A 17,575-nucleotide genomic window follows, 5' to 3' on the forward strand; every position below is an offset into this window, starting at 1 on the left:
TCTTAGTTAAGCGTACGACGGCGGGCGGCAACCCGCCGTCGTACTTCACACGGTCTCGACAAGCTCGACCAACGGGACTAGAGCATGCAGGAAACGCAGCCCTCTACCTCGGTCCCTTCCAGCGCGAGCTGGCGGAGACGGATGTAGTAGATGGTCTTGATGCCCTTCTTCCAGGCGTAGATCTGGGCCCGGTTGATGTCGCGCGTGGTGGCGGTGTCCTTGAAGAAGAGCGTCAGGGACAGGCCCTGGTCCACGTGCTGGGTGGCAGCAGCGTAGGTGTCGATGACCTTCTCGTAGCCGATCTCGTACGCGTCCTGGTAGTACTCCAGGTTGTCGTTGGTGAGGTACGGAGCCGGGTAGTACACGCGGCCCAGCTTGCCTTCCTTGCGGATCTCAATCTTGGACGCCACCGGGTGGATCGAGGAGGTGGAGTTGTTGATGTAGGAGATCGAACCGGTGGGCGGCACGGCCTGCAGGTTCTGGTTGTAGATGCCGTACTTCATGACCGAAGCCTTCAGCTCACGCCAGTCATCCTGGGTGGGGATGTGGATGTGGCTGAACAGCTCCTTGACCTTCTCGGTCTGCGGAACCCATTCCTGCTCCGTGTACTTGTCGAAGAACTCACCCGAGGCGTACTTGGACTTCTCGAACCCGCCGAAGGTCTGCCCGGTCTGGATGGACAGCTTATTGGAGGCGCGGATGGCGTGGTACACCACCGAGTAGAAGTAGATGTTGGTGAAGTCCAGGCCCTCTTCGGAGCCGTAGTGGACCCGCTCACGCGCCAGGTAGCCGTGCAGGTTCATCTGGCCCAGGCCGATGGCGTGGCTCTGGTCGTTGCCCTTGGCGATGGACGGCACCGAGGTGATGTTGGACATGTCAGACACTGCAGAGAGGGACCGGATGGCCGTCTCGATGGTCAGTCCGAAGTCCGGGCTGTCCATGGTCTTGGCGATGTTCAGCGAACCCAGGTTGCAGGAGATGTCCTTGCCGGTGTCCGCGTAGGACAGGTCATCGTTGTACGTGGTGGGCTGGGAAACCTGGAGGATCTCCGAGCACAGGTTGGACATGATGATCTTGCCGTCAATCGGGTTTTCCCGGTTCACGGTGTCCTCGAACATGATGTACGGGTAGCCGGATTCGAACTGGATCTCGGCGAGGGTCTGGAAGAACTCGCGCGCCTTGATCTTGGTCTTCTTGATCCGGGAATCGTCCACCATTTCGTAGTACTTCTCGGTGACCGAGACGTCAGAGAACGGCATGCCATAGACCTTTTCGACGTCGTACGGCGAGAACAGGTACATGTCCTCATCCCGCTTGGCCAGCTCGAAGGTGATGTCCGGGATGACGACGCCGAGGGAGAGGGTCTTGATGCGGATCTTCTCGTCGGCGTTCTCGCGCTTGGTGTCCAGGAACCGGTAGATGTCCGGGTGGTGTGCGTGCAGGTACACCGCACCGGCGCCCTGGCGGGCACCAAGCTGGTTGGCGTAGGAGAAGCTGTCCTCGAGGAGCTTCATCACGGGGATGACGCCGGAGGACTGGTTTTCGATCTGCTTGATGGGCGCGCCCACTTCACGGATGTTGGTGAGAGCAAAGGCCACGCCGCCGCCGCGCTTGGAGAGCTGCAGGGCGGAGTTGATGGAGCGGCCGATCGACTCCATGTTGTCTTCGATCCGGAGCAGGAAGCAGGAAACCAGCTCGCCGCGCTGTTTCTTGCCGGCGTTCAGGAACGTGGGGGTAGCCGGCTGGAAGCGGCCTTCGATGATTTCGTCCACCATCTGCAGCGCCAGCTGCTCGTCACCACGGGCCAGGTGCAGGGCAACCATGCACACGCGGTCCTCGTAGCGCTCCAGGAAACGCTTGCCGTCAAACGTCTTCAGCGTGTAGGACGTGTAGAACTTAAACGCGCCCAGGAACGTTTCGAAGCGGAACTTCTTCTTGTACGCGCGGTTATAGAGCTCGCGGATGAAGTTCATCGTGTACTGGTCGAGGGTTTCGCGCTCGTAGTACTGGTTCTTCACCAGGTAATCGAGCTTCTCTTCCAGGTCGTGGAAGAACACGGTGTTGTTGTTAACGTGCTGCAGGAAGTACTGATGGGCGGCCTCGCGGTCAGCCTCAAACTGGATCTCGCCGTTGGGGCCGTACAGATTCAGCATCGCGTTCAGCTCGTGATAACCCAGGCCCTTGTAGGCGGCGGGCATCTCCGGCTTTTCGACGGCGGCAGTTGAGACAGTGCCGTGGGCCCTGGTTACTTCTGTGTCTGAGACAGTCGTGTCCAAAACGTATCCAATCCTTGGTTTACGCGGGCCACGTCTTCTGGCGTGCCCATTAGTTCAAAGCGGTAGAGGCGGGGAACCCGGCATTTTGCGGCGATGATGTCCGCGGCCATGCAGTAGTTGTCCCCGAAATTGGTGTTTCCGGCTCCGATGACACCGCGGATCAGCTGCCTGTTCCGCGGGTTGTTCAGGAACCGGATGACCTGCCTGGGTACCGATCCCTCTCCCCCGGTTCCGCCATATGTAGGCACCACCAGAACGAAGGGCCTGCTGGCAAGGAGCGGTGCGTCCTTGGAATAAAGGGGGATCTGTGCCGCGTCTCGGCCCAGTTTGCTAACAAACCGGCCGGTGTTCCCGGACGACGAAGTGAAAAAGATGAGCTGGCTTTCCGTGACCTGCGGGCCTGCGGAAAGCTGAGATCCTGCCGGCGCTCCGGTCATTGCCAGTGCTGCCACAAGAGTCACCTCAGCTGCTTGTTATGGTGCCCGACGATTAAGTTGGGGAAGGCTTTAGGCGACGGAGGAAACTGAAGCAAGGGCCAGTTCCTCGATCTTGTCCGGGCGGAATCCGGACCAGTGGTCCTGATCGGTCACAACAACCGGAGCCTGCATGTAGCCGAGAGCCTTAAGGCGGTCCAGGGCCTCAGCGTCCTGCGAAATATCAACGCTCTGGTAGGCGATGCCCTTCTTATCCAGCGCGCGGTACGTTGCATTGCACTGAACACAAGCCGGCTTCGTGTAAACCGTGACGGTCATGATTCCATTCCCCTTTTTCGACGTCTTCTTCTCTTCCAGGAGGAGCTAACTTCCGCTCCGCCCAATCCGTAAGTTGATACTACATCTTGTGCAGACCGACGGATGGAACCCCTAGATGATGTATTACAAGTATGTCATTTTATGCACTTTTAATCCACAGGCAGGCGCGGGCAAATTGCCCGTATTTCCGGCAATCCAGCCCCCGCCGTCCACACCCTGTGGAGTAGTTAGACACAGTTTTTCCCTGCGCGTGTCGCCGCCCTGCGGCGTGTCGTGGGAGACGCCGCAGCCTCCTTTCCGGCCAACCCTTGACGTAACGCAGATCACGTTCTAATTTGGTAAACAGTAAACGGTTTACCGTAAACCAAGTTTCGCGGGCACCTCCGAGCCGAGGCGCAGGCCGCAACAATCGAGGGAAGTAGTCAACGATGACGAACCTGCTTTTCACTACAGGGGGAAGCCCCATCTCCCAGGCCCAGGGTCTTGGCGCCCAGGTCGTCTCGCAGATGCGCCATGCAATTGTTGCCGGTGAAATTCCCCGGGGCACACACCTGGTGGAGGCCCAGGTCTCGGCCAGCTTCGGTGTTAGCCGCGGACCCGTTCGTGACGCCTTCCGCCAGCTCGAGGCTGAAGGCCTCGTTGAGAGCCGGCGTCGGGGTGTCTTCGCTGTAGGACTGGGCCCCGACGACGTCGAGGAACTCTACGAACTGCGGGAACTTCTGGAGGTGAAGGCCATCGAACTGGCGCACACAAACTCTGAGGACGTGCTCTGGGAACCAGTGGAGCAGAGCCTGCGGGAAATGAAAGACCGGGCACAAGCCAAAGACTCCCTGGGCTTTGCGCGGGCCGACCTCAACTTTCACTCAGCGTTCTACACCGTGGGTGGGAGCCGGCGGCTGGAGAGCATGTGGAAGCAATATGAACCCACCTTTTCCGTGATGCTGCAGCTCACCAACGCTGAAGACCGCGACCTCGAACCCACCTACCAGGACCATCTTGACCTCTACACCACTCTTCGCGAAGGAGAGCTGCAAAAGACGGAGGACCTGCTCCGCCTCCATCTGCAGGGATCCCGCGACCGATTGACCAAGGCCTTCAGCAGGCGCCACAACGAAAGCTGAACCACCGGCTGAAAGCCATCACACAACCCCTCATTGCATACAACAAGGAAGTTGGATCATGAAAGCATCCCGTAGTCTCACCCTGGCCAGTGTCCTCTCCGCGGCAGCCCTCGCGCTGACAGCGTGTAGTGGAGGCGGAGGGGGCGGAACCGCAGGTGGCGGTGCCACCAGCGAGAGCAATTACCCCGAAAAAGACATCACCTTCATCGTCCAGGCCGCTGCGGGTGGCGGCTCCGACCTCGCCTCCCGGGCCCTCGCCGCGGAGCTCGAAAAAGAACTCGGCGTCTCGGTGATCGTCGAAAACCGTCCCGGAGCCTCCGGTTCAACGGCCATGCAGTACGTTGCCGACTCCAAGCCCGACGGCTACACCATCGGCTTCGTTCCTGTGGAGATTTCCATGCTCGGCCACCAGGGCTTCGATGTGGATCCTGCCAACTACAACTTCCTCGGCCAGATCATGCTCGCCCCCGGAGTTGTTTCCGTTCCCAACGACAGCCCTTACAAGACCCTGGGTGAACTGGTGGATGCCGCCAAGAACACCCCGGTGAAGATGGCCAACTCCGGCCCGGGTTCAATCTGGGAAGCAGCAGAACTCGGCCTCGCTGATGCCACCGGCGCTCAGGTGGTGCCGGTACCGTTCGATGGCGGTGCTCCCGCTGTTGCAGCAGTAATCGGCAACCAGGTGGACGGCGCCGTCGGCGGAACCTCCGAAACCTCAGCGGCACACAACGCCGGTCAACTCCGCGCCCTCGCCGTACTCCACGACGAGCGCCACCCGCTGATCAAGGATGTTCCCACCGCCAAGGAACTGGGCTACGACCTCACATTCGGCGGTTGGGGCGGCGTCTACGCTCCCAAGGACCTTCCGGATGACGTCCGCGAAACCCTTGCTGCCGCCATCGAGAAGTCGGCCCAGTCCGAGGGCTTCGTCAGCACCATCTCCAAGGGCGGAGCGCTTCCGGTCTACAAGTCCCCTGAGGAATTCACGTCCTTTATCGACAGCGAGTACGAGCGCTTCGGCAAGCTCCTGAAGAAGAGCTGATCATGAGCGCCAGTCCCCTCAAACGCCGCCGGGGCAGCAAGGCCGCCGTTCAGCCGCCCTCAGACGCGGGGCAAACTGGCCTCCCCAACGTGGGCGCGGAGGCGGAGACATCTGATGCCTCTGCCTCCGCCCGCCCCTCACGGCTGCTGGAGATTGCAGTGGCCGCAACCGCCGTCGGCCTTACGGCAGCAGTTTTCCTGCTTGCAGGTGCCATCGAACTCCGCGCGGAACAGCCCGGAATGACTCCGCGGTCCTGGCCCCGGCTGCTTGGCGGCCTGGGCCTGGGACTGTCCATCATCCTGCTCATCACCGCTGTTACCCGTCCGCCGCAGCCCCGGTCCGATCTTGAAAGCGCCACGAGGAGCGGCTGGCTGCGGCTGCTCCTGACCATCGGAGCCACCGTTGTGTTCCTTGTGGTCTGGCCGCTCCTTGGTTTTGTCTTTACGGCCCCGGTGCTGATCGCAGCCGTGACAGCAATTGGCGGGGGCCGGGGCATCCGTGCGCTGGTGATCTATCCCGTGGTCATGGCAGCACTGATCTACGCCCTGTTCAACCTATTCCTGAGAGTGCCGCTATGAATGCCCTGGAAACCGGACTCAGCGCCGTCACCGATCCGATTACTCTGCTGTGCCTGGCGGTCGGGCTCGCGGTGGGAACGCTGGTGGGTGTCTTTCCGGGTGTTACCGGATCCATGGCTGTAGCGCTTGCCTCCGGATTCACGCTGACCCTGGAACCCGTGCAGGGCCTTGCCGTCCTCCTCAGCATTTACGTTGGCGCCAACTATGGGGACCGGGTCCCCGCCATCCTGGTCAACACGCCCGGTACTCCCGCAGCCATCGCCACCACCTTTGACGGTTACCCCATGGCGAAGGACGGGCGCGCCGGCCTGGCGCTGGTGGTCTCCTCGATCGCGTCAACCATCGCCATCCTCGCCTCGATCCTTGTCTTCATCGTTGCGGCGCAGCCCGTGGCGGCCCTGGCCCTGAACTTCGGACCGCCGGAAATGTTTGCCCTGGTGGTGTTTGGCCTGACCATCATGATCTCCATCTCCTCCAAGTCGATTGTGAAGGGACTGCTCGCCGGCTTGGTCGGCCTGACTTTGGGCACGATCGGACGGGACCCGATTACCGGGGACCGCCGGTTCACGTTCGGCCTCAACGACCTTTCCGGCGGTCTGGACTTCATCGCCGTAATCATCGGCCTGTTCGGAATCGCGGAACTCTTCGACCAGATGCTGACCCACCACCAGCACAAGATCAAGCCGATCTCCTCGCTGGGACGCTGGTGGCCCAACAAGACCGAATACCGGCAGATGGGCAAGCCCATGGCAGTAGGCACCGGTATTGGTATCTTCACGGGTATCGTTCCGGCTGCGGGCGGCGACATCGCCGGTTTGATCGGCTGGGACCGGGCACGAGCCATATCGAAGGATAAGGACAAGTTCGGCAAGGGCTCCATCGAGGGCATCACGGCCGCGGACAGCGCTTCGAGCGGAACTTTGGGAGGGTCCCTTACCACCACGATGGCGCTGGGTATTCCGGGCGACTCCGTGATGGCAGTCATGATCGGTTCGATGGTGATCTGGGGCCTGCAGCCCGGACCCCAGCTGTTCACCAACAATCCGGACCTCGTGGTCTCAATCGCCACCATCATGATCATCGCCACCGTCGTCTCGCTGGTGGTGAGCCTGGTGCGAATGCGCGGAATGGTCAAGCTCATGGACCTGCCCAATCACTACATCTGGTCAGCCATTCTCATTTTCTGCCTCGTGGGCACCTACACCGTGACCAACAACATGTACACGGTGATCGTCATGCTTATCGCCGGCGCCGTTGGGCTGGTGATGAAGCGCACCGGGTTCCCCGCCGGGCCCGTGGTGCTGGGGCTCCTCCTGGGTCCTTTGGCTGAATCAAACCTGCGACGCGCACTTCTCATTGACGGTCCTGGCATCCTTGTGACCCACCCCATTTCCCTGGTGCTGTTGCTGCTCGCTGCAGTGTCACTGATAGTTCCCATCGTGGCCAAGGTCCGTGGAGCCCGTAAAGGCGAGGGCGCAGGTTCCCTTGAGGACCGCCTCGCGGAGCGGACCCGGCGCGAGGCTGCCGGCCCGGTGAAGGAACGCCGGTGAGTATATCCACCGTCACAGCGGAAGTCACCCGTGAGTGGGTAGCTTCACCCGACCACGGAAACGGCCGGCTGTGGAAGCAGTGCCATGCATCCACTGTCCTCCCCGTCGGGAACCGCCTGTTATGCGCCTGGTTCGCCGGGACAGAAGAAGGCACAGCGGACAACCGGATCTGGGGCGCCGTCCGGAACGAAAGCGGAATCTGGAGCGAACCCGGCATCATCACGGGGACGGCGGACAAAGCGCACTGGAATCCGGTCCTTGCCTATGCTCCCGACGGCGACATCTGGCTCTTTTATAAGCGGGGTAACCGGATATCGTCCTGGGCCACATGGGTTTGCACCAGTGCGGACGGCGGCTCAACCTGGAGCGAGCCACGCGAGCTGGTTCCGGGCGATGCAGGCGGGCGCGGTCCCGTCAAAAATCCTCCAGTCCTGCTTGACGATGGAACCTGGCTGGCCCCGGGATCCTCGGAGGACTGGAATCCAGCCGGCGCCGTCTGGGAGAGCTTCGTTGACCGCTCGTTGGACGGCGGCCGCACCTGGACAAAGTCCCCTATTCCCCTGCGGCGGGAGGAAGTGACCGGCGCAGGCGTCATCCAGCCGGCGCTATGGGCCAGAGGAGGCTCTATAGGGGCGCTGATGAGGTCCTCCGAGGGCCGCGCCTTCGTGTCCTTCTCCAGCGACGACGGACGGACTTTCACGCCGGCCCAGCCCAGCAACCTGCCCAATAACAACAGCGGACTCACGGTGGTCCGCCTGCCCAACGGCCCGCTGGCCTGCGTGTACAACCCCACCAGCGGGAATTGGGGCTCCCGGTGTCCGCTGGCCGTTGCCGTATCCGCCGACGGACGCTCCTGGCACCAGGCAGCCGTCGTCGAGGACGGCCGGACTCCCCTGGACGGGTTTGAACCAAGCCTGCCCGGCGGATCCGGGACCGGTTTCCAGCCCCGCGATCAAGGCGTCCGGACCGACGGAACCGGGGAATACTCCTACCCGGCGGCTGTTGCGCTCGGGAACGACCTGATCATCACCTATACCTGGCAGCGCACCGCCATCGCCTGCGCTTCCCTACCCCTAAATCTGCTCATCAACCCTGAAGACCACCGAGAGGTTTCCCTATGACCGCGCAGATCATCAGCGCCATCCCCGTTCCCTTCACCGCCGAAGGCGCCATTGAGTGGGACTCCTACGACGCGTTGCTGCAGCACATCGCACCCCATGTGCACGGTGCGCTGGTTGCCGGAACCACCGGAGAATTCCCCGCACTGGACGACGAGGAACGGATCGAGGCTTTCCGCCGCGCCTGCCTGGTGCTCGGTACGGAACGGGTCATCGCCCACATCGGGCATCCAAGTCTTCGCCAGGTGGTCCGGGTGGGCAAGGCGGCCGCCGCACTGGGCATCACCCGCATGGCAACCCTAAGCCCCTACTACCTGCCCGCCGACGATGCTGCAGTGGTGGAGTTCTTCCGCGGAGTTACTGCCGCCCTGCCCGGGATCGACCACTATGTGTACCTTTTTCCGGAACGCACCGGCATCACCGTTTCCACCGGCGCCTTCCGCGAGATTATGGCCCTGCCCGGCGTGCGTGGCGTCAAGCTTTCCGGCGCTGCCACCCAGGACCTGGTGGCCTACTCAGCCGAAATCGGCCCCGGCCAGGAAGTCTACTCCGGTGATGATTCCACGTTGCCGCAGGTACTCAAAAATGGCGGGACCGGCGTCGTCTCAGGCGTTTCAGCGGCATTCCCCCAGACGTTCGGCCGCCTCGCAGCAGCCCTTGATGCCTCACCCCAGGACAGCGACGGCCTCAGCGACGAAGCACAGGCACTGCAGGAAACCGTCATGGAACTGGTCCGCATTGCCGGCCCATCCATCATTCGATTGAAAGAAGCAGTATCGGTCAACGTCGATGGCGAATGGGCCTCCCGGATGCCCATGGCCGCAATAGACGAATCATTGCGCAACGACCTGCGCTCTGCCGCCGCCACCAATTCCTGAACCCACCGCGAGCGCATGACAAAAGGCGCTTGAGACACTAGGAGACTTTCGTGACCAGTTATGCATTCCCCGAGGAGCTACAGGTTCCTTTCCTGCAGGAGAAGACCGTGTACACCGTGGCCAGCGGTGATCTTCGCCTCAGCGCCAATACGGCCGGATGGTCCACCCAACAGAAGCTGGAGGCAGACTTTGCTTCCGCCGTCGAGCGCTTTGGCTTCCAGGTACAACGGGCACATGACGTGAACCCGGCGACAGGCCACGGCTTCATCGACAGCCAGCGGGCCGGGCTGGAAGTGTTCAGGAACATCCCGTCCGAGGCGCCGCTGGTGGTGGTGGATGCCGTGTGGCAGTACAGCCACCACGTGCTGGCCGGACTGCGTTCGCATCAGGGTCCCATTCTGGTCGTAGCGAACTGGGCCGGTGACTTCCCGGGCTTAGTGGGTCTGCTGAACCTCACCGGCTCCATGACCAAAGCCGGCATCGAGTACTCCTCATTGTGGAGTAAGGACTTCACTGACGAATGGGCGCTGGAAAAGGTGGGCGAATGGCTCAAGACCGGAACCATCCGCCACGACCTCAGCCACGTGCGCGACCTGCCGCAGCTTCCGGATACGGAAGAGACACGACTGGGTAAAGCGTTGGCTGGGCAGTTGCAGCAGGAGAAAGCCATCATTGGCGTCTTCGATGAAGGATGCATGGGCATGTACAACGCCATCATCGACGATGAGCTGCTGAATCCGCTCGGCATCTACAAGGAGCGCCTGTCCCAGTCGGCCCTGGTGGCGGAGATGCGCAACGTCGCCGATGACGAGGCGCAGAAGGTGCGGACCTGGCTGAACGAGGCCGGGTTCAAATTCCATTTCGGCACCGACGATGCCACGGAACTTACCGAAGCCCAGGTCCACGAACAGCTGAAAATGTACATCGCTGCCGTACGCATTGCTGACGATTTCGGTGCCGATGCCATCGGCATCCAGTACCAGCAGGGCCTCAAGGACATGACTCCCGCGTCGGACCTGGTGGAAGGACTGCTCAACAACGTGTCCCGCCCGCCGGTACTGTCCCGCGACGGCTCCCGTGAGCTGTACCAGGGGGCCGCCCTGCCGCACTTCAACGAGGTGGACGAAGGCGTGGCCGTGGATGCGCTGATCACCAACCGGATCTGGACTGCCATGGGCCTGGACCCGGCCAACACGCTGCATGACATCCGTTGGGGCGAAGAGTACGACGGCGAATTTGTCTGGGTCTTCGAAATTTCCGGAGCGGTGCCGGCTTCACACAACGGCGGCTACGACAAGTCCTTTGGCCTGCGCCAGCCCGCCGTGTTCTTTCCCAAGGGCGGTTCCACCCTGTCCGGTACTTCCAAGCCCGGCGAGATCGTCTGGTCCAGGGTGTTCATCATGGACGGAGCACTCCACCTGGACCTGGGGCGCGGCCACGTGGTTGAGCTGCCCGAGGAAGAGACCCAGCGCCGCCTCAATGCCACGGACAAGCAGTGGCCCATCATGCACGCAGTACTGCACGGGGTCTCGCGGAACCAACTGATGGCCCGGCATAAGGCAAACCATGTCCAGGTGGTCTATGCCCCGGATGAGGAAACCGCAGACAGGGCACTGACGGCCAAGGCTGCTTTGTTTGAGGAACTCGGCGTTCACGTGCACCTCTGCGGCGACGTCAAGCTGTAGGGCCCTGCTGTGCCGGAGGTAGTGCTGGGCGTAGATATCGGTACGTCCAGCAGCAAGGGCGTAGTGGTTGACCTGGCCGGAAACGTGCTGCGCAGCGAGAGTGTGGAACACAGCGTCCAGCGGCCGCACCCGGGTTGGGTGGAGATGGACGCGCGAGTGTGGTGGGACGAATTTGTCACCCTCACGCGCTCGCTCCTCACCCCGGAGGAGGCAGTGATCGCGGTCGGCGTCAGCGGCATGGGCCCCTGCGTCCTTCTCACCGACGATGCCGGCACTCCCCTGCGTCCCGCCATTCTCTACGGCGTGGACACCAGGGCCACTAAGCAGATCGAGGAACTCACGGCCCGCCTCGGCGGCAGCGACGCCATCCTGGACCGGTGCGGGTCTGTGCTGTCGACCCAGGCGGTGGGGCCGAAGATTGCGTGGATTGCCGAACACGAGCCCGAGGTGGCAGCCAGGGCCCGAAGGCTGTTCATGCCGGCGTCCTGGCTGGCCTACCAGCTGACGGGAAACTACGCGCTGGACCATCATTCGGCCAGCCAGTGCACCCCCTTGTACGACGCCGACGCCCTGCAGTGGTACCAGCCCTGGGTGGAGGAGGTTGCACCCGGGTTGAGTTTGCCACCCCTGCGCTGGCCCTCGGAGATCACCGGAAGGGTGGCGTCGGAAGCGGCCGCCCTAACGGGGTTGTCCCAGGGGACCCCTGTTGTCATCGGGACCATTGATGCCTGGACCGAGGCCGTGAGTGTGGGGGCGCAAAAGCCTGGCGACCTCATGCTGATGTACGGAACAACCATGTTCCTGGTCCACACCACTTCCAGGCGCATCGCAGTGCCCGAGCTGTGGGGCACCATGGGCGCCTACAAGGGCACGAGGTCCCTCGCCGGCGGAATGGCCACCTCGGGAGCGGTCACCAGCTGGTTGAAGGAGCTCTTCGGAGCGGCGGACTACCCTCTCCTGCTGGCGGAAGCGGAAGAGTCAGGGCCCGGCGCCCGGGGCCTGCTCATGTTGCCGTATTTCGCCGGTGAGCGGACTCCCATTGCAGATCCGGACGCGCGGGGCGTAATCGCCGGGCTGACGCTTTCCCACGGCCGCGGTGATCTTTACCGGGCTGCGTTGGAGGCCACGGCCCTGGGCGTACGCCACAACATCGACAGGATGGAAGAGGCCGGAGCTGGCATTGAGCGGGTCATAGCAGTTGGTGGTGGAACACAGGGCGGATTGTGGACCCAGATTGTCTCTGACGTAACCGGACGCGAACAGGTGGTTCCTGCCAAAACGATCGGCGCCAGTTACGGTGCCGCGTTCCTCGCCGCCCAGGCGGTCAGGGGCAATGATGCAGTGTCGATCACCGAGTGGAACCAGCCCTCGCACAGCGTGCGCCCGCGGGCGGCCCTGCAGAACAACTATGACGAGCTGTATGAGCTCTACCGTGAGCTGTACCCGGCCACCCGACGGCTCCAGCATGCGTTAGCCGGGCGGCAACACCGTTTGTCCGGAGCACTGCAGAACAGCACAAACGACGGCGACGCCGTGGAGGGAAGTACCGTATGACGCCCCGGAAGGGCACGGTTGCCGTCGTCGGATCCATTAATGCGGACCTGCTCCTGATGGTTGAACACCTCCCCGGCGCCGGCGAAACGGTCCTCGGCACCGGCGGAACATTGTCTCCCGGAGGTAAGGGCGCCAACCAGGCTGTTGCTGCCGCCCGCCAGGGAGCGGAGGTAACCATGGTTGGCGCGGTGGGCGATGACGCCAATGCCGGCCCGGCCACCGCTCTGCTTCGGGACAGCGGGGTGAACCTGGACATGGTGGCCACCGTTGAGGGCCCCACCGGTCTGGCCGTGGTCAGTGTTGACCAGCAGGCCGAAAACAGCATTGTCGTAATCCCCGGAGCCAACAGGCACGTGGACGCTGCAGCAGTTGCAGCCGCACTTCCCGGCCTGCACTCCTGCGATGTTGTGGTCCTTCAGGGCGAACTGCCGATTGCCACGGTTGAATCCGCCCTCGCACAACTGCAAGAAGGGAAAGCCCGGGTTGTCCTGAACCTCGCGCCCGTAATCCCGCTCAGCGCAGCGCGGATCCGGGCAGCCGACGTCCTGATTGTCAATGAACACGAAGCCGTCGGTGCCCTGCAAATCCTGACCGGCGGCGCTGCAGAAGATGCGGCACCACCGCTTCATGACGTTGACGCGGTACACAGCGGACTGTCCGTCGCGAAGTCGCTGGTCGCTGCCGGCGTGGCCGCTGCCGTGGTCACCCTTGGTGCACGGGGGGCGGTGGTGGCCACGCCGGAAGGTGCCAGCCATATACCGCCTGTGCCAGTAGAAGCGGTAGACACCACGGGCGCCGGCGACGCCTTTGTGGGTGCCGTCGCTGCAGGACTGGCAGAGGGTATGACGCTGGAGGGAGCAGCCGGGCTGGCTGTTGCGGTCGCGGCACTTTCGGTGAAGGGGTACGGGGCGCAACAGTCCTACCCATGGCGGGCAGAGGCAGCATCCGCGTTGCTCTAATATGACAGGAGCCTCCACCAGCACCGCTTATGGTAGGTAGTGTCATACGAAAGGACCGCTGATGGTCAACCCTGTTCACCTGAAGACCCTCACCGAAGTGGTACGGCTCGGCTCTTTCGCCGCGGCTGCCGCGCGGCTTGGCTATACCTCGTCAGCGGTCTCCCAGCAGATGTCCGCCCTGGAACGCGATACCGGCGTCGAACTTTTCAAACGTTCCGCCCGGAGCGTGGTTCCCACGGAAGCAGCCGCGGTGATGATCCGGCACGCCAGCAAAGTCCTGACCGATATCGACGCCCTGTTGGCAGCCGCTTCGCGCAGCGGGGACATGGCCAGGCAAGACCTGCGGGTCGGCATCTTTCCCAGCCTGGCTACCTATGTCCTCCCCCGCATCCTGCAGAACCCGGCATGGAAGGATTTGGGAATTGACCTGACCGTGTCAGTGGGCGAGCCGGGCCAGACCATCCAGGGCCTGCGGAACGGTGGCGGACTGGACCTCGCCTTGGTGTTCCAGGTGGGCCAGACCGGACTTGCCTGGCCGCACACGATCAACCGCCAGTGGATTGGCGACGACAACTACCGGGTAGTGCTCCCGGCTGCCTGGGGCTTTCGGGCGGAGGCTGAAGTTGCCGCGGTCCATCTCTCCGAAATGCCCTGGATTATGCACCATCCCGGCAGCGCGGACGCCACGGTCATCGAAAGGCTATTCGTCAGCTGCAACCTGCACCCACGGGTGGTGGCTCACAGTGACGACTTTCACGCCAGCCTTGAAATGGCGGCAGCGGGCTTGGGTGCGGCCCTGGTTCCGGAGCTCGCACTGCAGCACCGTCCGGCCGGCGTCGTGGTCCTTGATGTGCCGGAGATCCGACTGGCCCGGAACGTCTTCGCCCTCCTGATCAACGACAAGAAGACCGCCCGGGTGCAATTGTTCGTGGACCTGCTGGCCGAGACGTTCAGCACCCTGGGCAGCTCGGCAAATTAGCCGAGAATGCTGGAATGAGCGGCGTTCGGGGACTATGTTGAGGACATGAACAAGGTAGCCAGCCGTCATTTTGGTGAAATTGAGTTCAATCATGGCCGCGATCATTACTTCGTAGCCCAACATGAGCTGGCCGGCCAACCACTGGAACTGGATCTGAATATCACGTCGCACGACCACTTTGACGAAGCTGCGATGCATAAGGTGGACTACCGGCTCCGGTACCTTCCGGAACTGGTGGACGAGGTACTGCAGATGATCGCGGAGGAACTCGAACAGGAGGGCACCAGCCCCCAGGAGTACCTCCACTTCCACTGCAACGCCATCAAGGACGAACACCTGCAGAAAGTCTTCGGCGTCACTGACAAGCGTCAGCTGACCAACGAGGTCTTCCTCAAGGCACTCAGGCTCGGCCACGTGGGGATTTTCCCCGGCTCGCCTGAACGCTACTTCGTGTTGGATTTCACCCTGGGCGAACACTTCACCGATGAAGTACTCGTGGCTTCGGCTGACCAGGACGGCGTGGTGGACGACGAAATCCTCTGGGAATCCTGACATCCCCAATGACGGCAGAAGAAATGCTTAAAGCACGACGCCGGCCGGTCGCCTTTCGCAAGGTGACCGGCCGAGGTCGTTGTCTAATCGGTGGTTGAGCTTGGGGAAACCTGGATCTCGACGAGCCCGATCACCGGATCTCTACCTGGCTGCTTCAAGCAGCCCGGCGCGGACCGTTTTGGCAGCCTTCACCAGGTTGCGCAGGGACTCCTCAGTCTCGGCGTAGCCGCGGGTCTTCAGGCCGCAGTCCGGGTTGACCCAAAGCTGGCGCGACGGTACGTGCTTGACAGCCGTGGACAGCAGTTCGGTAACTTCGCCCTCGCCCGGGACACGCGGCGAGTGGATGTCGTAGACGCCCGGGCCAACGCCGCGGCCGAAGCCGTGGCTCTCCAGGTCATGGACAACCTCCATACGGGAACGGGCTGCTTCGATCGAGGTCACATCGGCATCCAGGCCGTCGATCGCGTCGATGATCACGCCGAACTCCGAGTAGCAGAGGTGGGTGTGGATCTGGGTGGCATCGGCGGCACCGGCAGTGGCCAGGCGGAAGGAGTCAACGGACCACTTGAGGTAATCGGCGTGGTCGGCTTTGCGCAGCGGCAGGAGTTCGCGCAGGGCAGGCTCGTCCACCTGGATAACCTTGATGCCGGCGGCTTCGAGGTCAGCGATCTCGTCCCGGAGGGCCAGGCCAACCTGATTAGCGGTCTCGCCCAGCGGCTGGTCATCCCGGACGAAGGACCACGCCAGGATGGTGACCGGACCGGTGAGCATGCCCTTCATGGGCTTGCTGGTCAGGGACTGCGCGTACTCGGCCCAGGCAACCGTGATCGGCGCCGAGCGGGTGACGTCGCCCCACAGGATGGAAGGACGCGTGCAGCGTGAGCCATAGGACTGGACCCAGCCATGGACCGTCACGTCGAAGCCTTCCAGGTTCTCGGCGAAGTACTGGACCATGTCGTTGCGCTCAGGCTCACCGTGCACCAGGACGTCGTAGCCAAGCTCTTCCTGCAGCTGGACCACACGCTTGATCTCATCCTTCATCAGCTGCTCGTACTGCTCGTTGGTCAGATCGCCCTTGTTGTTGCGGGCACGGGCGGAGCGGATTTCCGACGTCTGCGGAAAGGAGCCGATGGTGGTGGTGGGCAGCGGCGGCAGTGCCAGCGCCTCCGTCTGGGCGGCTTCGCGGACACCATACTCGGAGCGGCTGAAGTCAGCGGCTGTCAGCGCGGCGGTACGGGCGCGGACGTCGTCGCGACGGACTCCCTCTGCAGTTGCCCGGGAAGCGATGACGGCAGACGCCTCTTCGATGGCTGCCTCTGCGGCTGCGGGATCGGCGAGGTAGTCAGCCAGGGTGCGGACCTCAACGGCCTTCTGGTCCGAGAACGCCAGCCAGCTGCGCAGTTGCTCGGACAGCTGGGTTTCCTCGGCAACATCGTGCGGGACGTGCTGCGTGGATGTGGAAGTGCTCACGGTAACGCGGTTGGCCGCGGCCTTCAGGGTATCCAACTTTGCGGCGGAAGCAGCGAGGTCATTGCGCCAGATGTTGTGGCCGTCCACGACTCCTGCAACCAGGGTCTTGTTGCCCAGGCTGGCCAGTGCGGCGGCCGAGGGTACGCCGCCCTTGAAGACGTCCAGGTGCAGGGCGTCGATGTTGGTGGCTGCAAGCGTACCGAGCTGGCCGTCGAGGGAACCGTACGGGCTGGAGACCAGGATCTGGGGGCGGGTAGCTGCAGCGGTCAACACCTCGTAGGCGCGGGCCACGGCGGCCTGGACCTGCGCAGCGGGGATGTCCTGGTCAACCACCAGCGCGGGTTCGTCCAGCTGCACCCAGCTGGCGCCGGCAGCAGCCAGCTTGCCCAGCAGTTCAACGTAGACGGGCAGGATGTCCTCAAGTCGGGACAACGGCTCGAAGCCGGCAGGGGCGTCGTCGGATGCCTTGGACAGCAGCAGGTACGTGACCGGACCAACGATGTAGGGGCGGGTTTCGACGCCGTTGTCCAAGGCCGCTGCGAACTCGTCAACCTTACGGATGGAGGCGAGCTTAAACTCGGTCTCCGGGCCGATTTCGGGCACCAGGTAGTGGTAGTTGGTATCGAACCACTTGGTCATTTCCAGCGGCTGCTGCTCCGCGTTGCCGCGGGCCAGGGTGAAGTAGCCGTCCAGGTCCAGCTGGCCCTCGGCGTCCAGGAGCTTTCCGAAACGGGCCGGTACGGCGCCCAGGTGTGCGGTGGTGTCCAGTACCTGGTCGTAGAAGGAGAAGGTGCCGGGCACGGCAGCCGCTTCGGTCAGGCCGAGTTCCTGCAGCCGCCGGGCGGTGCCAAGCTGGATGTCCAGCGCGGTTGCTTCCAGGGCGGTGGCGTCGATCTTGCCGGCCCAATAGGCTTCGACGGCCTTCTTCAATTCGCGGCGGCGGCCGATGCGGGGGTAGCCCAGGAGGGAGGCTGCGGGGAACGGTGTGCGCTGTTCAGTCATGAGAAATTCCTTGGGGTTGTTGCGTCAATGGATGACGGGCAAAAAAGGGGGAAGGTACT

Annotated in this window: 15 protein-coding genes; 11 read left to right on the forward strand and 4 right to left on the reverse strand. The window is 62.9% G+C overall.

Annotation, left to right across the window (positions count from 1 at the left end; all coding sequences use genetic code 11):
• Positions 1–77 precede the first annotated feature (77 nt).
• The 3 genes from nrdE to nrdH all read right to left on the reverse strand — a co-directional run bounded on the left by nrdE (position 78) and on the right by nrdH (position 3,028).
• Entirely contained in the window at positions 78–2,198 is a 2,121-nt protein-coding gene (gene nrdE, locus ACWA13_RS09970; RefSeq protein ID WP_463937901.1) for a class 1b ribonucleoside-diphosphate reductase subunit alpha, read from the reverse strand.
• A 47-nt stretch (positions 2,199–2,245) separates the two neighbouring features.
• On the reverse strand, positions 2,246–2,713 hold the full coding sequence (nrdI, locus tag ACWA13_RS09975) for a class Ib ribonucleoside-diphosphate reductase assembly flavoprotein NrdI (protein WP_463937902.1): 468 nt from the start codon (positions 2,711–2,713) through the stop codon (positions 2,246–2,248).
• Between the two features lie 69 nt (positions 2,714–2,782).
• Positions 2,783–3,028, reverse strand: a complete 246-nt coding sequence (gene nrdH, locus ACWA13_RS09980) for a glutaredoxin-like protein NrdH (RefSeq protein ID WP_463933700.1) — start codon at positions 3,026–3,028, stop codon at positions 2,783–2,785.
• A gap of 428 nt (positions 3,029–3,456) precedes the next feature.
• Between nrdH and ACWA13_RS09985 the strand changes: the two genes are divergently transcribed.
• The 11 genes from ACWA13_RS09985 (at position 3,457) to ACWA13_RS10035 (ending at position 15,044) form a co-directional block, all read left to right on the forward strand.
• Positions 3,457–4,149, forward strand: a complete 693-nt coding sequence (locus ACWA13_RS09985; RefSeq protein WP_463933702.1) for a GntR family transcriptional regulator — start codon at positions 3,457–3,459, stop codon at positions 4,147–4,149.
• 58 nt (positions 4,150–4,207) lie between these two features.
• A complete protein-coding gene (locus ACWA13_RS09990) occupies positions 4,208–5,191 on the forward strand; it encodes a tripartite tricarboxylate transporter substrate binding protein (RefSeq protein WP_463933704.1) in 984 nt (327 codons plus the stop codon).
• Positions 5,192–5,193: 2 nt separating this feature from the next.
• Positions 5,194–5,769, forward strand: a complete 576-nt coding sequence (locus tag ACWA13_RS09995; RefSeq protein WP_463933706.1) for a tripartite tricarboxylate transporter TctB family protein — start codon at positions 5,194–5,196, stop codon at positions 5,767–5,769.
• Positions 5,766–7,319 (forward strand): tripartite tricarboxylate transporter permease, encoded by a 1,554-nt coding sequence (locus ACWA13_RS10000; protein WP_463933708.1) that lies wholly within the window; start codon positions 5,766–5,768, stop codon positions 7,317–7,319. The genes ACWA13_RS09995 and ACWA13_RS10000 overlap by 4 nt, the downstream gene beginning before the upstream one ends.
• Positions 7,316–8,440 carry a sialidase family protein gene (locus ACWA13_RS10005; protein ID WP_463933710.1) on the forward strand — a complete coding sequence of 375 codons (1,125 nt, stop codon included), beginning with the start codon at positions 7,316–7,318 and terminating at the stop codon, positions 8,438–8,440. Before ACWA13_RS10000 ends, ACWA13_RS10005 begins: the two co-directional genes overlap by 4 nt.
• Positions 8,437–9,315: a dihydrodipicolinate synthase family protein gene (locus tag ACWA13_RS10010; RefSeq protein WP_463933712.1), complete on the forward strand. Its 879-nt coding sequence runs from the start codon at positions 8,437–8,439 to the stop codon at positions 9,313–9,315. Before ACWA13_RS10005 ends, ACWA13_RS10010 begins: the two co-directional genes overlap by 4 nt.
• A 50-nt stretch (positions 9,316–9,365) precedes the next feature.
• Complete coding sequence (locus ACWA13_RS10015) at positions 9,366–11,000, forward strand: fucose isomerase (protein WP_463933713.1); 1,635 nt, start codon at positions 9,366–9,368, stop codon at positions 10,998–11,000.
• Positions 11,001–11,009: 9 nt separating this feature from the next.
• On the forward strand, positions 11,010–12,554 hold the full coding sequence (locus ACWA13_RS10020; RefSeq protein ID WP_463933715.1) for an FGGY-family carbohydrate kinase: 1,545 nt from the start codon (positions 11,010–11,012) through the stop codon (positions 12,552–12,554).
• Positions 12,551–13,513 carry a ribokinase gene (locus tag ACWA13_RS10025; protein WP_463933717.1) on the forward strand — a complete coding sequence of 321 codons (963 nt, stop codon included), beginning with the start codon at positions 12,551–12,553 and terminating at the stop codon, positions 13,511–13,513. Before ACWA13_RS10020 ends, ACWA13_RS10025 begins: the two co-directional genes overlap by 4 nt.
• Before the next feature lie 61 nt (positions 13,514–13,574).
• Positions 13,575–14,492, forward strand: coding sequence for a LysR family transcriptional regulator (locus tag ACWA13_RS10030; protein WP_463933719.1), 918 nt, complete (start codon positions 13,575–13,577; stop codon positions 14,490–14,492).
• 45 nt (positions 14,493–14,537) lie between these two features.
• On the forward strand, positions 14,538–15,044 hold the full coding sequence (locus ACWA13_RS10035; protein ID WP_463933721.1) for a DUF2004 domain-containing protein: 507 nt from the start codon (positions 14,538–14,540) through the stop codon (positions 15,042–15,044).
• A gap of 141 nt (positions 15,045–15,185) precedes the next feature.
• Here ACWA13_RS10035 and metE read toward each other — a convergent pair whose 3' ends face one another.
• Entirely contained in the window at positions 15,186–17,516 is a 2,331-nt protein-coding gene (metE, locus tag ACWA13_RS10040) for a 5-methyltetrahydropteroyltriglutamate--homocysteine S-methyltransferase (protein ID WP_463933723.1), read from the reverse strand.
• Positions 17,517–17,575: the final 59 nt, after the last annotated feature.

Source organism: Pseudarthrobacter sp. TRD_SC_9 (assembly GCF_055361265.1).

What these genes read in the sequence shown, in the direction of transcription:
- nrdE (WP_463937901.1), bottom strand. Translation starts at nt 2,198, where the DNA reads ATGCCCGCCGCCTACAAGGGCCTGGGTTATCACGAGCTGAACGCGATG.
- nrdI (WP_463937902.1), bottom strand. Translation starts at nt 2,713, where the DNA reads ATGACCGGAGCGCCGGCAGGATCTCAGCTTTCCGCAGGCCCGCAGGTC.
- nrdH (WP_463933700.1), bottom strand. Translation starts at nt 3,028, where the DNA reads ATGACCGTCACGGTTTACACGAAGCCGGCTTGTGTTCAGTGCAATGCA.
- ACWA13_RS09985 (WP_463933702.1), top strand. Translation starts at nt 3,457, where the DNA reads ATGACGAACCTGCTTTTCACTACAGGGGGAAGCCCCATCTCCCAGGCC.
- ACWA13_RS09990 (WP_463933704.1), top strand. Translation starts at nt 4,208, where the DNA reads ATGAAAGCATCCCGTAGTCTCACCCTGGCCAGTGTCCTCTCCGCGGCA.
- ACWA13_RS09995 (WP_463933706.1), top strand. Translation starts at nt 5,194, where the DNA reads ATGAGCGCCAGTCCCCTCAAACGCCGCCGGGGCAGCAAGGCCGCCGTT.
- ACWA13_RS10000 (WP_463933708.1), top strand. Translation starts at nt 5,766, where the DNA reads ATGAATGCCCTGGAAACCGGACTCAGCGCCGTCACCGATCCGATTACT.
- ACWA13_RS10010 (WP_463933712.1), top strand. Translation starts at nt 8,437, where the DNA reads ATGACCGCGCAGATCATCAGCGCCATCCCCGTTCCCTTCACCGCCGAA.
- ACWA13_RS10025 (WP_463933717.1), top strand. Translation starts at nt 12,551, where the DNA reads ATGACGCCCCGGAAGGGCACGGTTGCCGTCGTCGGATCCATTAATGCG.
- ACWA13_RS10030 (WP_463933719.1), top strand. Translation starts at nt 13,575, where the DNA reads ATGGTCAACCCTGTTCACCTGAAGACCCTCACCGAAGTGGTACGGCTC.
- ACWA13_RS10035 (WP_463933721.1), top strand. Translation starts at nt 14,538, where the DNA reads ATGAACAAGGTAGCCAGCCGTCATTTTGGTGAAATTGAGTTCAATCAT.
- metE (WP_463933723.1), bottom strand. Translation starts at nt 17,516, where the DNA reads ATGACTGAACAGCGCACACCGTTCCCCGCAGCCTCCCTCCTGGGCTAC.